Origin of the sequence: Streptomyces sp. CAI-85, assembly GCF_013363615.1 — a bacterium.
Taxonomy (GTDB): domain Bacteria; phylum Actinomycetota; class Actinomycetes; order Streptomycetales; family Streptomycetaceae; genus Streptomyces; species Streptomyces antibioticus_B.
Genome location: NZ_JAANNX010000012.1, coordinates 95,112 through 110,211 on the forward strand (window position 1 = coordinate 95,112; position 15,100 = coordinate 110,211).

Annotated in this window: 6 protein-coding genes and 1 tRNA gene; 5 read left to right on the forward strand and 2 right to left on the reverse strand. The window is 73.0% G+C overall.

Annotated features, from left to right (window positions below):
- Positions 1 to 31: 31 nt before the first annotated feature.
- From G6W55_RS16825 to G6W55_RS16840, 4 genes are read left to right on the forward strand one after another with little or no spacing between them, the layout of a single operon-like run.
- Positions 32 to 1,945 carry a lantibiotic dehydratase family protein gene (locus G6W55_RS16825; RefSeq protein WP_309243739.1) on the forward strand — a complete coding sequence of 638 codons (1,914 nt, stop codon included), beginning with the start codon at positions 32 to 34 and terminating at the stop codon, positions 1,943 to 1,945.
- On the forward strand, positions 1,942 to 3,012 hold the full coding sequence (locus G6W55_RS16830; RefSeq protein ID WP_175521663.1) for a lanthionine synthetase C family protein: 1,071 nt from the start codon (positions 1,942 to 1,944) through the stop codon (positions 3,010 to 3,012). Before G6W55_RS16825 ends, G6W55_RS16830 begins: the two co-directional genes overlap by 4 nt.
- A 37-nt stretch (positions 3,013 to 3,049) precedes the next feature.
- Positions 3,050 to 5,098 carry a methyltransferase, FxLD system gene (gene fxlM, locus G6W55_RS16835; RefSeq protein ID WP_175521664.1) on the forward strand — a complete coding sequence of 683 codons (2,049 nt, stop codon included), beginning with the start codon at positions 3,050 to 3,052 and terminating at the stop codon, positions 5,096 to 5,098.
- A gap of 4 nt (positions 5,099 to 5,102) precedes the next feature.
- The gene (locus tag G6W55_RS16840) at positions 5,103 to 6,275 is read left to right on the forward strand and encodes a hypothetical protein (protein ID WP_175521665.1); all 1,173 of its coding nucleotides are present in this window, start codon (positions 5,103 to 5,105) and stop codon (positions 6,273 to 6,275) included.
- Here G6W55_RS16840 and G6W55_RS16845 read toward each other — a convergent pair.
- Together G6W55_RS16845 and G6W55_RS16850 are read right to left on the reverse strand one after the other, a co-directional pair.
- A tRNA-Pro gene (locus G6W55_RS16845) sits at positions 6,257 to 6,330 on the reverse strand. The two genes, G6W55_RS16840 and G6W55_RS16845, sit on opposite strands and share 19 nt — an antisense overlap.
- A gap of 94 nt (positions 6,331 to 6,424) precedes the next feature.
- A complete protein-coding gene (locus tag G6W55_RS16850; RefSeq protein ID WP_175521666.1) occupies positions 6,425 to 7,636 on the reverse strand; it encodes a serine hydrolase in 1,212 nt (403 codons plus the stop codon).
- A gap of 497 nt (positions 7,637 to 8,133) precedes the next feature.
- Here G6W55_RS16850 and G6W55_RS16855 point away from each other — a divergent pair, with 497 nt between their 5' ends.
- Positions 8,134 to 15,099: a type I polyketide synthase gene (locus tag G6W55_RS16855; RefSeq protein WP_175521667.1), complete on the forward strand. Its 6,966-nt coding sequence runs from the start codon at positions 8,134 to 8,136 to the stop codon at positions 15,097 to 15,099.
- Position 15,100: the final 1 nt, after the last annotated feature.

The window sequence follows — 15,100 nt, forward strand, 5'->3', positions numbered from 1 at the left end:
GACGCCCCCAGCGACCGTGGAGGAGTGGCGCGTGTGGCTGAGCGTTGTCTGGTCGGACACCGACTTCCGCGACACCGTGTCGCAGGCGAGCCCTCATCTGGCGGACCAGGTGCAGGCCATGATCGACGGCCGTACACCGAAGGTGCGCCGGATGCGCCGGGCGGCGCTGTCCACCGCCCGCTACGCGATCCGCTACGCCCACCGCTCCACTCCTTACGGCCTGTTCGCCGGCGTGGCCCCACTCGGCTTCGCCCGGACAACGTCCGTTCACATCGGCGAGGAGCATCACGCCGTCGCCCGCGCCGAGCCGGTCGGACTTGAGGAAGTGCTCAGCGCCTGGGAGAGGGGTGCTGTGTGCATGGCCGACGCCGAGGTCTGCGTCAACACCCTGATCTACCAACGCGACCAGCACATCCACGTGCCCTCCGAGGGCGACGCCGCCTTCCGCCTCGCGCTGAGCCCCGCACTCCGTCTTGTTCTCGACCTGGCCCGATCGCCAATCGGGTACCGGCAGTTGTCCGACAAACTGGCCGCGGAGTTCCCCACCACGAGCGCCACCGCGCGCGACCGTCTGCTCCGTGAACTGCTGCGAGTGCGGCTGCTGCGCTCTTCGCTGCGCGCGCCCGCCACCATCGCCGACCCCACCGACGTCTTGCCGTCCGCGGTGCGCGCTCAGGCAGCCGGCCTGCGGACCGCGTGTGACCTGCGGCTGGATGCCGATGTGCGGCTGCCCGAGCAGGTGCTGACCGAGGTGAAGACGGCAGCGACCGTCCTGGCCCGCCTGGTCACCCACCCGAATGGGACGCCGACTTGGCGGCGGTGGATCGAGAAGTTCACCGAGTACTACGGCGAGAACACCACGGTGCCGGTGGAGGCGGTGACGGCCCCTGACCGTGGCGTGGGTTTCCCGGACGGATTCCTCACGGCGAGCGAGCCGCCCCGACCGATGTCCCGGCGCGACCGCCTGCTGCTGGAGCTGGCCGGCACCGCCGCCGTCGAAGGCAGCCGCAGCGTAGCGCTGACCGGGGCGATGATCGAGGAGCTGGAAGCAGCGGCCGGTGCCAAGCCCCGCGACCTGGCGCCCCACCTCGAACTATCAGCCCAGGTCCACGCCGCCTCCGTCCCCGCCCTGGACCGGGGCGACTTCCGTCTGCACGTTCTGACCGTCTCCCGCTCGGCCGGATCGATGACCGGCCGGTTCTGGCACCTGCTGCCGGGCACGGAGGCGTCGTACGGAGAACTGCCCACCGTCGATCCGGAGGCAGAACTCGCGCAGCTCTCCTTCCACGCCGGACGGGTGCCGGCCGACCTGCTGACCCGCGCGCCACAGGCCCTGCCGCGCGTTGTCAGCGTCGGCGAGTTCCGCCGTCCCGCCCCGCACGTCCTCTTCCCCCGCGACCTCGCGGTCACCGTCATCGACAGCCGTCCCCGCCTGGTGGAAATCGCGACGGGCAAGCGGCTGGAGCTGCTGGCCCCCACCGCGATCAACTTCCTGTGGAACAACTACACCCCGCCGATGGCCCGGTTCCTCGGCGAGATCAGCCGGGCCACGTGCCCGCAGGTGACCTGGTTCGACTGGGGTGCCGCCTGGGCCCTGCCGTTCACCCCGGCTCTGACCTACCGGCGCACCGTTCTTACTGCTGCCCGGTGGAAGATCCGCAGCCGCATACTGCCCGCCCGCACCGCCCCACTCCAGCAGTGGGCGGACCAACTCCACGCCTGGCGAACCCGGTTCAGGGTGCCGGAACACGTCCTGCTCGCCGAGGACGATCAGCAGCTACCTCTCGATCTCACCCGTGGCGCAGACCTGGACGTACTGCGTGCTCACCTGGACGCCACCCCCGTCAAAGTCGCCACCCTGTGCGAGGCACCTCCACCAGATTCCAACGGGTGGATCCGCGGCCGGGCCCACAGCATCGTCGTCCCCCTGGCCAGGCGCTCATGACCGCGACGACGATGCCCCGTACGCAGGACCTGTCCGAGGGCGCCCTGGGAATGGCCCTGCTCGACATCGAGCGCAGGAACCTGTCCACCGCCCGCCGCCACCTCGCCCAGGCCACCGCCCGGGGCGTGAGCACCGGTAGCAACGCCAGCCTCTTTCACGGCGCCCCCGCCCTGGAGTTCGTCCTGGCCCGCGCCCACGGAGCCGACGACGACGTCCGCGCGGCCGTCGACCGCGTCGTGGACGCCCGGCTCGCCACCGTGCACCGCCGTCAGGCGGCCGGCGCGCTCCCCCACCTCGCCGAATGGGACCTCATCCGCGGCCTGACCGGCCTCGCAGCTCTGCTGCTGTCCCGCACCCCCGTCGCACCTCGCTTACCCGACGTGCTCGCCTGCCTCGTCTCGCTCGCACACCCCCTGCGCCACGATGCGCGGCTGATGCCAGGTTGGTGGTCGCCGGTTGGCCCGGACGAGAAGGAGATGACCGGCGGGCACGGCAACAACGGGATGGCCCACGGGATCGCGGGACCACTGGCCGTGCTCTCCCTCGCCCTGCGCGACGGCGTCAGTGTCCCCGGCCAGGAGGAGGCCGTCGGAACGTTCGCGGCCTGGCTCGACCGACACGGCGCGCACTACTGGTCCACAGCAGCGTATCTGGACGCCGACCAGCCGCCCGCAGCACAACCGGCCCGCCAGGCCTGGTGCTACGGCCGGCCCGGAATCGCCCGCGCCCAGCAGCTTGCCGCGCTCGCCCTGCGCGACTCCGGCCGTCGCCAGGTGGCCGAGGACACCGTCGCGAGCATCCTGACCGACCCACACCAGCTCGCCCTCATCACCGACTCGACCCTCTGCCACGGCTGGGCCGGACTGCTGACGCTCACCCGAGCGGTCGCCGCCGACAGCCCCACACCCGCACGCTTCGCCCCGATCGTCCAGGACTTGCAGCGCCGGCTGGCCGCCAACTGGGGGCATCTACCCAAGCCCGGGTTTCTGGAGGGTCGCGCCGGAGCCCAACTCGCCCTGCACGGCACCGATACCACCGGCTGGACTCGTGCCCTGCTTCTCACCTGACCCTCTCCCCGCCGCCCTCACAAGGAGTTCCCCGCCCATGACCTTCGACGACGAGAGCCTGCCGATCTCCCCGAACACGTCCTGGTGGCACGCCTCGGTGGCCTTTCCCCAGACGCCGAACGCCGGCACCTCGCGCATCCTGGCGGCCGCGCTGGCCGGGCAGCGCTTCCACTTCCTGCGCAAGGACGCCGGCGTGCGCCTTCGCACCGAACAGCCCACGACCAGCTTGCTCGATCAGCTCGTCGCCGACCGGGTGATCACCGGCTGGACCGGCGGGATCTACGAGCCGGAGACCCATGCCTTCGGCGGCACCGAGGGCATGGCGGTCGCGCACGAGGTGTTCTGCGCCGACAGCCCTGCCGCGCTCGCCGAAACCGGCACCCCCGGGACTCGCGAACGCAGCGTGATGCTGCTGTCCGCTCTGATCCGCGCGGCCGGGCTGGACCCGTTCGAAGTCGGAGACGTGTACGCACGGTGGGCCGCCCTACGGCCCACCGTCACCCCGCCCCAGGGCCCCGCGCTGGAGAAGGCTGTCTCCGCGATGCGGCGGCTGATGAACGCGGACGCTGCCCTGCGCCCAGACGCGGAGGCGAGGTGGGCCGAGCGCGTTGCCGCGTTCGAGGACGCCGGCCGACGCCTGCGCCGACTCGCCGCCGACGGCCGGTTGATACGCGGAATCCGGGGCGTCATCGCCCATCACGCGATCTTCGCGTTCAACCGCGCAGGCGTGTCTGTCGACGCGCAGGCCGCCACCGCATGGCTCGGCCGCCACGTCGCCTTTTCCACCGGAGAAGGAGCTGACGCGTCTACCCGCAAGTCCGCCTCGGCGGACCCTAGCCTCCCTCGAATGGAGACCACCGTGACACCCGTGACCGACCCCACCCATCTGCGCGAAGCCCTCGTCCAGCGGCTCGTCGGCAGCGGCCATCTGCGCAGCCAGGCAGCCATCACCGCGTTCCGCACCACCGACCGCCACGCCTTCTTGCCCGGCGTCGACCTCAAAAGCGCGTACGAGGAGGACGCGGTCCCGATCAAGCACGACGAGCACGGGGAGATGATCTCCTGCATCTCCGCGCCGTCCGTCGTCGCCACCCAGCTCGAACAGCTCGGCGCCCAGCCCGGTCACAGGGTCCTGGAAGCCGGAGCCGCCACCGGCTACAACGCCGCCCTCCTCGGAAAGATCGTCTCCTCCGGCGGGCAGGTGTGGACCCTCGACGTCGACCAGGACCTCGTCGGCGGCGCAAACAAGCACCTCGCCGAGGCCGCCGTCGACAACGCCACCGCAGTGCTGGCCGACGGCGCGGCCGGACTGCCCGAGCACGCCCCCTACGACCGAATCATCTTCACGGTCGGCGCCGGCGACGTACCCGTCAAGATCCTCGACCAGCTCGCCCGCGACGGGCGCCTGGTCCTGCCGATGCGCATCCGCGGCAGCATCTCCCGCTCCTTCGCCTTCGAACGCGACGGCGACACGTGGAAGACCGTCTCCTGCGAGATGGCCACCTTCGTCCCGCTGCGCAAGGGCGTCTGCGACGACGTGTACACCCTCGTGCCGATGGCCGGCGAGGGCAACGTCCGCCTTGAGACGTTCAGCGAACAGGACGTCGACCGCGACGCCCTGCGTACCGTGCTCGACCAGCAGCAGACCAAGCTGTACACCGGGGTGAAGTTCCGGCAGGGCTCGGCGTGGGAGTGGCTGTACCTGTACCTGGCCTGCGTACTGCCCAACGGCCTGTCCCGCCTGCCGGGCCAACGACCCGGGTTCACCCCGCACTTCGGGTGGGGCTCCATGGCCGCGCTCGACGGCGGATCGCTCGCCTACCTGACCGTCCGCGAGGGCGAGGACGACAAGGGCCGGTACTGGGAAGTCGGCGTGATCGGCCACGGCGAGGGCCGCGTCGAACTCACCGAGCGGGTCGTGAGCGAGATCCGTGCCTGGGACGCCGGCGGCGGCAACGACGCCCCCGAACCCGGCTTCCGGATGGCCGTCGCCGACTTCCGTGAGCGGCTCACGGCGGACGACCCGCGCTTCGTCGTGGACAAGCCCTACAGCCGACTGGTCGTCGACTGGGCGCGCAAGGGCTGAGCCGATGATCCCCGCGATTGCCAGCCGCATCCCCCTGGTCCGCCGTACCAAGGCGCCCGCGCTTCCCTTGGAGGAGCGCATCAACCACCTGACCGGGCTGTCCGTCGCGCCCGCAGGTGCGAGTCACTATGACCTGGTGGCCCGCGCCTGCGGGGTCCTCAACTACGCCGCGCTCATCGCCTCCGACATCGGCCTGCCCGGCCTGGCCGAGGATCTGTGCTGGCGTCAGCACCAGCTCTTCGCCGACGCAGGACGCCTCAGCGGGCGGATCGCGATCATGTCGCTGATGCCGCTGGTCAACCTCTCCCGGCTACTGACACGCGACGGCCAGGGCGAGGCGGCCTACGACCTCCTCACCCGTCTCAACCACGCCGCCCGTCAGCGAGGAAAGACCGAGATAGGCGGCCGCACCGTCGACGTGTCCTCGCTGACGAGCACCGAGGCAGATCACCGGCAGGTGTGCCAGGAGTTGTGGGTCACCCTGCTCGTGGACGGCGCCCGCGCCCTCGCACGCATCGGCCGGTGGGCGGAGGCGGCCGAGGCCATGGCCCAGCACCGTGGCATCGGCAACCGGCTGCTCGACGGCCGCCAGATCAAAATCATGGCTCTGATGGAGCTAGGGCGGAGCCAGCAGGCCATCGACATGATCGACACCACCCGGCCCACGGAAACCTGGGAAACCTCCATCGGCCTGCTCCTGCACGCCCACTGCCGTCCTGTCGGCGCACCGGTTGCGCGAGCCGACCTCGAACGCACCTTGGACGAAGCCGCCGCGCTCCTCGCCCCTCCCGATCCGTCGACCGCCGTGTTCCAGGCCCGGGCGGGCCTGACCGCCCTCGAACTGGACCCCGACGGACCGTATGCAGGCACTCTCGCCAAACCCCTCGCCGAGGTGGCCCGGCTCGACGCCTACGCCGCCCGCGAGGTACTGCACCACCCCATCGCCGCGTCCGCCCTGGACGCCGGTTCGACACACGAGCTCGGCGCGGTGATCACCGCAGCCGGACTGGGATCCGGCGTCCTGCCCGCCCACCACCACGAGGCGCTGACGGGCGCGGTCGCTCACGCCGGTGCAGAGCTGGAAAGGCTGCTGAAGAATGATCAAGGGCCGGTTTCGGATGCCTCCGAAACCGGCCCTGAACTTACGACTGTCTCCAGTCGGGACGACAGGATTTGAACCTGCGACCCCTTGACCCCCAGTCAAGTGCGCTACCAAGCTGCGCCACGTCCCGCCGCGTCGCCGAGCCGTTGAGCTGCGGTGACGCGCGGGTGCAACCCTACCGCACCCGGCCGGGCTCGACGGCCCGGACGAGGGGCGCGGCCGGGTCAGTCGGCCAACGGGTGTTTGGGGTCGAGGAGTTGCGCGATCCGTTCGGCGATGGGCACGGAGGTGTTGGTGCCGGGGGACTTCGGGCCGACAGTCGTCGTGACCGCGATGGAGAGGCGCTTGTGCGGCTCGTACGCCATCACGGCCGCGTAGCCGAAGAAGGACGGGTTCTGGGTGACCCAGCCGTTCTTGACGATGACGCCGAGCCCGAAGTGGAACTTCTCGGTCATCGGCAGGCAGACCGTGGCCGGACACTTGGCGGTCGGCTTGCCGAGACCCACCGTGCCCGGGTTCATCTGCGTGCGGAAGGCGGCCGGCGAGAGCAGCTCGCCCGCTCCGATGCCCTGGCCGGAGCGGGCGAGGTCACAGATGTCCTGGGTGATGACCGCGCCGGGAGCGGTGGTCCAGGACGGGTTGAAGTACGTGGACTCCTCGTAGCGGCCGCGCTCGCTGTCGTAGGCGTGCAGAGCGGGTTCCGGGATCACCGCCGTGGTGTTGCCGCGGGTGTTGCGCAGGCCCAGGGGGCGGTAGACGCGCTGCTGGAGGAGGCGGTCCAGCGGGGTACGGGTGATCTTCTCCAGGGCCTTGCCGAGGAGGACGAAATTGGCGTGCGAATAGCTCCAGTTGGTGCCGGGCCGGTACCACAGGGGGTGGCTCAGGGAGTAGCCGACGAGCTCCTTCGGCGTCCAGTGCTGCCACGGGTCGGCGTAGAGCTTCTTCTGGAACGCCGGGTCGGTGACGTAGTCGTGCAGTCCGGAGGTGGAGGAGCCGAGCATGCGCAGGGTGATCTTGTCCGCGTGGGGCAGTTCGGGCAGCCAGCGGGAGATCTTGTCGTCCAGGCTCACCTTGCGCTCCTGGGCGAGTTGGCTGAGCACCGTGCCCATGAAGGCGATGCCGACCGAGCCAGTGCGGAAGTGCATCGCGGGGGTGGCGGGCACGCCCGTCATGGACTCGCCGACCGCGGCCGTGACCAGCGGGCGTCCGTCGACCGTGACGCGGACGATCGCGGCCTGGAGGTCGAGATCCCGCTGTGCTTTGCGGACGATGTCGAGCACCTTGCGCGCCTGGCCGGACGGCTCGGCAGTGGCGGCGCACGCCGCCCGGTCCCGGCCCGGGGGCGGGGCGGCGGGGACGCCGGCGGCCGTGGCCTGGAGGGTGGTGGCGAGAAGAGCGGCGGCACACAGAACCGCCGCCGTACGGGTTCGCGTCATACGCGCACTATGAGCTGATGACGTGTTCTGTTCGGATATCAACACTCCGGGCCCTCGCGCGCCGGACCCGTACGGACGCACGGAGCGGACAGCGGCAAGAGGGCCCTTCCCGGACACTCGGCGGCCGACACGCGGAGTTTTCCGAGCTGTCGACCGAAGGCCGGAAAAGGGCGCCCCGATTCGGACATGTAATCCAAAGGAACGCATTTCTTTCGATCGTTCATGTTTCCACAATGTGAGTCGCGAGTGAACGGCGTCGGACCCGAAAGGAATTCATCCGATTTCCTACGCCCCGGCGCCCCGCCCGCGACTGACTGAATCATTGCGCCTGGTTACCGGCCGATCGTTCGAACGTTGACCAGTGAGTAATAAGAGCACTACCTTTCAACGCGTTTCGAGCAAGCGTCTTTGCACGTGTTCGTGTTCCGTGCCTCGCCTTTGCTGTCTGTCCTGAACCCCCCCCCCACCCTGCGGTTTCTTCCTTGATTCGGAGAATCATGACGTCCGCTGCGCGTTCCGAGGACATGATCATCGGCATCACTCCTTTCGGTGAGCCCGACGCCGGACTCGCCCTGGCCGTCGCCCGGGCCGGTGGTCTCGGGGTGCTGGATCTGGGGCCCGGCGACCGAAGATCGAGGGAGGCGCTGGCCCGGCTGCGACGCGCGTCACCCGGCGGCTTCGGGGTCCGCGTGGGCCCCGGCTGCCGGCTCGCCCCCGACGACCTCGGGGCCGACGGACCGCACACGGTGGTCTTGGCGGCGGACGCCCCCTGGCCGGTCGCGCGGACCGCCGAACGGCACCGGGTCCTGGTGGAGGTCACCGACCTGGACGGCGCGCGCGAGGCGGTGCGCGCCGGGGCGCACGGGCTGCTCGCGCGGGGTGCGGAGTGCGGCGGCCGGATCGGGGAGCTGAGCACGTTCGTACTGCTCCAACAGCTCCTGGCCGCCCCCGATGTGGACCTGCCGGTGTGGGCGTACGGCGGTGTCGGACCGCGCACGGCCGCCGCCGCGGTGGCCGGCGGGGCGGCCGGGGTCGTCCTGGACGTCCAGCTCGCGCTGCTCGCCGAGTCGGCGCTGCCCGAGTCCGCGGCCGCCGCTCTACGGACCCTGGACGGCTCGGAGACCGTCGTCGTCGCCGGTCACCGCTTCCTGCCGCGCCGCGGCCCCGGCGCCCCGGAACTCCCCGAGGACGCCGCCCCGGAGACGGTGGCGGCGCTGCTCGGCGCCGGGGACCCGGCCGCCCGGCTGCTGCCGGTGGGCCAGGACGGCTTCCTCGCCGCCCGGTTCGCCGACCGCTGGGGCGATGTCCGGCGCACGGTACGGGCGGTGCGCGACGCGGTCCTGGACGCCGTACGCGACGACACGGCCGTACGGGCGTTACGGGCGGACTCTCCGATGGGGCGGGCGCTGGGGACGCGGCTGCCGCTGGCGCAGGGGCCGATGACGCGGGTGAGCGACGAGGCCGGGTTCGCGGCCGCGGTCGCCGGGGCGGGGGCACTGCCGTTCCTGGCGCTGGCCCTGGCGGACGGCGCGCGGACCCGGTCCCTGCTCGCCGCGACCCGGGACGCGGTGGGCGACGCGCCCTGGGGTGTGGGAGTGCTCGGTTTCGCACCGGAGGACGTGCGCGCGGCCCAACTGGACGCCGTACGGGAGCTGCGGCCGACGCACGCGATCATCGCGGGCGGACGGCCTTCGCAGGCACGGGTGTTGGAGGAGGCCGGTGTCCGGACCTTCCTGCACGTGCCGTCGCCGGGGCTGCTGCGGCAGTTCCTGGAGGCGGGGGCGCGGCGGTTCGTGTTCGAGGGCGCGGAGTGCGGCGGGCACGTCGGACCGCGCGCCGCCTTCCCGCTGTGGGAGGCCCAACTCGACGTACTGGAAGACTTCTTGGCGGACTCCCCCGGCTCCGCCTGCTCTCCCGGGTCCTCCAACTTCCCTGGCTCCTCCGGCGACTCGACGGCCGCGGTGATCGAGGTGTTCTTCGCGGGCGGGGTGCACGACGAGCGCTCGGCGGCGATGGTGGCCGCGCTCGCCGCTCCGCTCACCGCGCGCGGGGCGGCCGTCGGCCTGCTGATGGGCACCGCCTACCTGTTCACCGAGGAGGCGGTGGCGCACGGCGCGATCCGGCCGCTGTTCCAGCGGCAGGTGCTGGCGGCGGAGCGCACCACCCTGCTGGAGTCGGCGCCGGGCCACGCCACGCGCTGTGTGCCCAGCCCGTTCGCGGCCGGATACCGCGAGCAGGGGGCCCGGCTGCGCGCCGAGGGCGTCCCGGACCGCCGGATCTGGGAGGAGCTGGAGCGGCTCAACGTCGGCCGGCTGCGCCTGGCCAGCAAGGGCACGACCCGGGACGGCGACGGCACGCTCACCCCCGTCGACGAGGAACGCCAGCTCGCCGAGGGGATGTTCATGGCCGGACAGGTGGCCGTACTGCGCTCGGCGACCACCACGCTCGACGCCCTGCACACGGCGGTGACGGCGGGCGCGGCCGACCATCTCACGGCGCGCGCCGCAGAGTTGGCGCCGGAAGAGGCCAAGGAGATAGCGCCACCCGTCCCGTTGGACATCGCCGTCGTCGGGATGGCCTGCATGTTCCCGGGGGCGCCCGATCTGCCGGCGTTCTGGGCGAACGTCGTCGCGGGCACGGACGCGGTCGGCGAGGTCCCGCCGCAGCGCTGGGACCCGGCCGTCCACCACGGTACGTCCACCCCGTCCAAGTGGGGCGGCTTCCTGCCCCCGATCCCCTTCGACCCGCTGCGCTACGGCATCCCGCCCGCCTCCCTCGGCCAGGTCGAACCGGTCCAACTGCTGTCCCTGGAGACCGCCAGGCGTGCCCTGGAGGACGCCGGATACGGCGACGGGGGGCGGGAGTTCGACCGGGCGCGCACCTCGGTGGTGTTCGGCGCGGAGGCGGGCAGCGACCTGTCGAACGCGGCCACCCTGCGGGCCGTGCTGCCCTCCTACTACGGCACGGTCCCGGCCGGGCTGGACGAGCAGCTCCCCCGGCTGACCGAGGACTCCTTCCCCGGCATGCTCGCCAACGTGATCTCCGGGCGGATCGCCAACCGGCTCGACCTCGGTGGCGCCAACTACACGGTGGACGCCGCCTGCGCCTCCTCCCTCGCCGCGCTGGACGTCGCCTGCAAGGAACTCGTCGGCGGCACCAGTGACGTGGTCCTGTGCGGCGGCGCCGATCTCCACAACGGCATCAACGACTACGTCCTGTTCTCCTCCGTGCACGCCCTCTCCCCCACCGGCCGCTCCCGCGCCTTCGACGACTCGGCCGACGGCATCGCGCTCGGCGAGGGCGTGGCCTGCGTCGTCCTGAAACGGCTCGCGGACGCCGAGCGCGACGGCGACCGGATCTACGGCGTCGTCAAGGGCCTGGGCTCCTCCAGCGACGGCCGCTCCCTCGGTCTGACCGCGCCGCGCCCCGAGGGCCAGCGGTCGGCGCTGGAGCGGGCCTACCGCAACGCGGGCGTCTCCCCGGCCGATGTCGGCCTGGTCGAGGCGCACGGCACCGGCACGGTGGTCGGCGACCGCACCGAACTCCGCATCCTGAGCGAGGTGTTCACGGAGGCGGGCGCGTCGTCCGGCGACTGTGTGCTCGGTTCGGTGAAATCGCAGATCGGGCACACCAAGTGCGCCGCCGGACTGGCCGGACTGATCAAGACGGTCCTGGCGCTGCACACCGGCGTCCGGCCGCCCACCCTGCACATCGAGACGCCCAACGCGGCCTGGGACCGGGAGAACAGCCCCTTCGCCTTCCACGCGCAGGCCCAGCCGTGGGCGGCGCCGCCCGAGCAACGCGTCGCCGGGGTCAGCGCGTTCGGGTTCGGCGGCACCAACTTCCACGCGGTGCTCGCCGCGTACGCCGACGGGGTGCAGCCGGTGCGCGGCCTGGACGCCTGGCCGGCCGAACTGTTCCTCTTCCGGGGCCGGGACGAGGACGCCGCCCGCCGCGCGGCGAACGAGCTGCTGACGGCCGCGGAGGCCGAGGGGCGCCCGTGGCGGCTGCGGGACCTGGCGCTGAGCGCGGCCCGCCGGGCGGACGCGAGCGCGGACCCGGCGTGGATCGCGGTCGTGGCGGACGACGTGGACGACCTCACCGCCAAACTCCGGCGCGCCCTGAACGGCGACCACGCGCCGCGCGACGGGGTGCACCTGGCCGGGCGCGACGGGGACACCGAGGCGGGCAAGGTCGCGTTCCTCTTCCCCGGGCAGGGCAGTCAGCGGCCCGGGATGCTCGGCGAACTGTTCGTGGCCTTCCCGGAGTTGCACGCGTATCTGGAGCTGGGCCGAGCGCACGCGGGCGTGTTGTATCCGCCGGCCGCCTTCGACGACGCCGGACGGGACCGGCAGCTCGCCGCGCTCACCGACACCCGGGTGGCCCAGCCGACCCTGGGGATCACCGGGCTCGCGGCCCACGCCTGGCTCACCTCGGCCGGCGTCCGCCCGGACATGGCCGCCGGGCACAGCTACGGCGAGCTGGTCGCCCTGAGCGCGGCCGGCGCCCTCGATCCGCAGACCCTGCTGGAGCTGAGTTCCGAGCGGGCGGCGGCGATCCTCGCGGCGGCCGGGTCCGCGGGGCCGGAACCGGGCACCATGGCCGCCGTCGCGGCCGGCGCCGACCGGGTCCGCGAAGCGCTGCGGACCACGGGAGCGCCGCCGTCGGTGGTCGTCGCCAACCTCAACTCCCCCCGGCAGACGGTGATCTCGGGTCCGACCGACGCCGTCACCGAGACGGTACGGCTGCTGCGCGCGGCCGGGTTCGGCGCGAAGCGGATCCCGGTGGCCTGCGCCTTCCACAGCCCGCTGGTGGCCGGTGCGGGCGAGCGGTTCGCCGAGGCGCTCGCGAACCGTACGGTGCACCCGCCCGAGTTCCCGGTGTGGGCCAATCGCACCGCCACCCCGTATCCCGCCGACGCGGACGCCGTACGGCATGGGCTCGCCGCGCAGATCGGCGCACCGGTGGCCTTCGCCGAGCAGATCGAGGCGATGTACGCGGCCGGGGCGCGCGTCTTCGTGGAGGCCGGTCCCGGGGCGGTGCTGACCCGTCTTGCCGGGGAGATCCTCGGCGACCGTCCGCACCGCACGGTGGCCCCCGAGCCCCGCCCCGGCTCCGGGCTGCGCGGCTGGCTCGACGCGCTGGCCCGGCTCGCCGTCGCGGGGCTGCCGGTGCGCACCGGGGGGCTGCTGCGCGGACGGGACGCGGTCGACGCCGTCCGCACGCCCGTCCCGAAGCGGCCCGGCTGGACGGTGGACGGCCATCTCGTCCGCACCGCCGACGGCGCCCTCCTCCCGGGCGCGCTCGCCCCGGCCCGCCGAGTCGAGGCAGCCGCCCTGCCTTCTGTCGCGGCCTCTGTCGTGGAACCTCTGGAGACGACTGTGACGACCAACCCCCCGCACGGCGTCCCGTCCGACCGGGACGCGCTGATCTCCGAATTCCTGCGCACCAGCCGGGAGATGATCGCCGCCCAACGGGACGTGCTGCTCACGTACTTGGGGGCGGAACCGGCCGCCGTCCCTGCCGCAGCGAGCCCCCCGGTACTGAGGGCCGTGGCCGAACCGGCTCCCGTGGCCGAACCGGCTCCCGTGGCCGTGGAGTCGGCGCCCGAGCCCGCACCCGTCGCGGCTGCCCCGGCCGCCCCGGTCGGTGTGGACGTGGGGCAGATGGTCCTGGAGATCATCAGCGAGCGCACCGGCTATCCCGTCGACATGATCGAGCCCGATCTCGACCTGGAGGCGGACCTCAGCATCGACTCCATCAAGCGGGCGGAGATCGCCGGAGAGCTGGCCCGGCGCCTGGGCGCGAGCACCGGCGCCGACCTCGCCTCGATGGACGACGCCGAGCTGGAGGAACTGGCGAAAGCCCGGACAGCCGCCGCGGTGACGGACTGGCTCAGGGCCCGGCTGGACGGCAACGGCGACGGCACTGCACCCCGGGCGACCGGCGGGGCGGCCCCCGACAAGAGCACCGAGACGCCGTCCGGTGAGCCTCCGGTACGGCACGTCCTGCGCCCCGTGCTCCTCGCCACGCCCGACGGCACCCCCGACCCCGCCGCCGTCCTCACCGGCACCCGCTGGACGGTCCTCGGCGACGCCCCCGAGACCGCCGCCCTGCTGGCCGCCCACGGCGCCGAGGCCGTCGTACGCGGCCGGGAGCACGCGCTGTCGGAGGCGGACGGGCCGGTCGACGGTGTGCTGTACGTGGGGGCCCTGACGGACGCGGACGGCCCGCCGCTGCTGCCGGACACGTTCCCCGTGCTCAAGGCGGCTCTGGCGCGCGGCCCGAGATGGCTGCTGGCCGTCCACGGCACGGACCGCACCGACGGCACGGCGGCGGACGGGCGGTCGGCGGGGCTGCGCGGGCTGTTCCGCACGGTGGCCCGTGAGTACCCGGAGACGGTCGCCCGGGTCGTGGAGGTGGCGGACGCCTCGCCGTCGGCCGTCGCGGACGCGGTGGTCGCCGAGGCGGTGGCCGCCGACCGGGAGCCGGTGGTGCTGCGGACAGCGGCGGGCCGGTACGGCTTCGAGCTGGTGACGGCGCCGCTGGGCGTGCTCGGCGGCACGGGCGCGGGACCGGCCGGGGACGGGGCCGCCGAGGCGGCCGCGCTCGGTCTGGACCGGGGCTCGGTGGTGGTCCTCGCGGGCGGGGCGCGGGGCATCACCGCGCAGTTCGCCGCCGCGCTCGCCGGTGCCGCCCGCTGCCGGCTCGAACTGCTCGGCCGGACGCCCGCGCCGGACGGCCCGGAGGACCCCGACACCGCCGCCGCGCACACCCCGGAGGCGCTGCGGGCCGTGCTCGCAGCCCGGGGCGGACTGAAGCCGGCCGAGATCAACCGGGCCGCCGAACTCCTGCTCGCCCAGCGGGAGATCGCCGCCACGCTCGCCGAACTCGGCGCGCTGGGCAGCCGGGTGCGCTACCGCTCGGTCGACTTCCGTGAACCCGACGCGGTGCGGCAGGCGGTGAAGGAGATCCACGCCGAGCACGGGCGGCTCGACGGTGTGGTGCACGCGGCCGGTGTCATCGAGGACCGGCTGATCGCCGAGAAGAGCGCCGAGTCCTTCCAGCGGGTCTACGCCACCAAGGCGAACGGCGCCGACGCGCTGCTCACGGCGCTGGAGGAGCTGCCGACGGCACCGGCGTTCACCGTGTTGTTCGGCAGCATCGCCGCCGTCCTGGGCAACCGGGGCCAGGCGGACTACGCGGCCGCCAACGACGCCCTGGAGACGCTCGGTTCGGCCTTCGCGGCCCGCACCGGGCACCGGGCGCTGACCGTGCACTGGGGGCCGTGGGCGCCCACCGCCGGGCACGCCGGGATGGTCGGCGCGGAGCTGGCCCGCGAGTACGCCCGGCGGGGTGTCCGGCTGATCGACCCCGAGGAGGGGACCGCGGCGCTGCTGCGGGAGCTGGCGTGGGGCGAGGAGTCGGCCACCGCCGTCGTCTACACCGCCTCGGGCTGGTGAC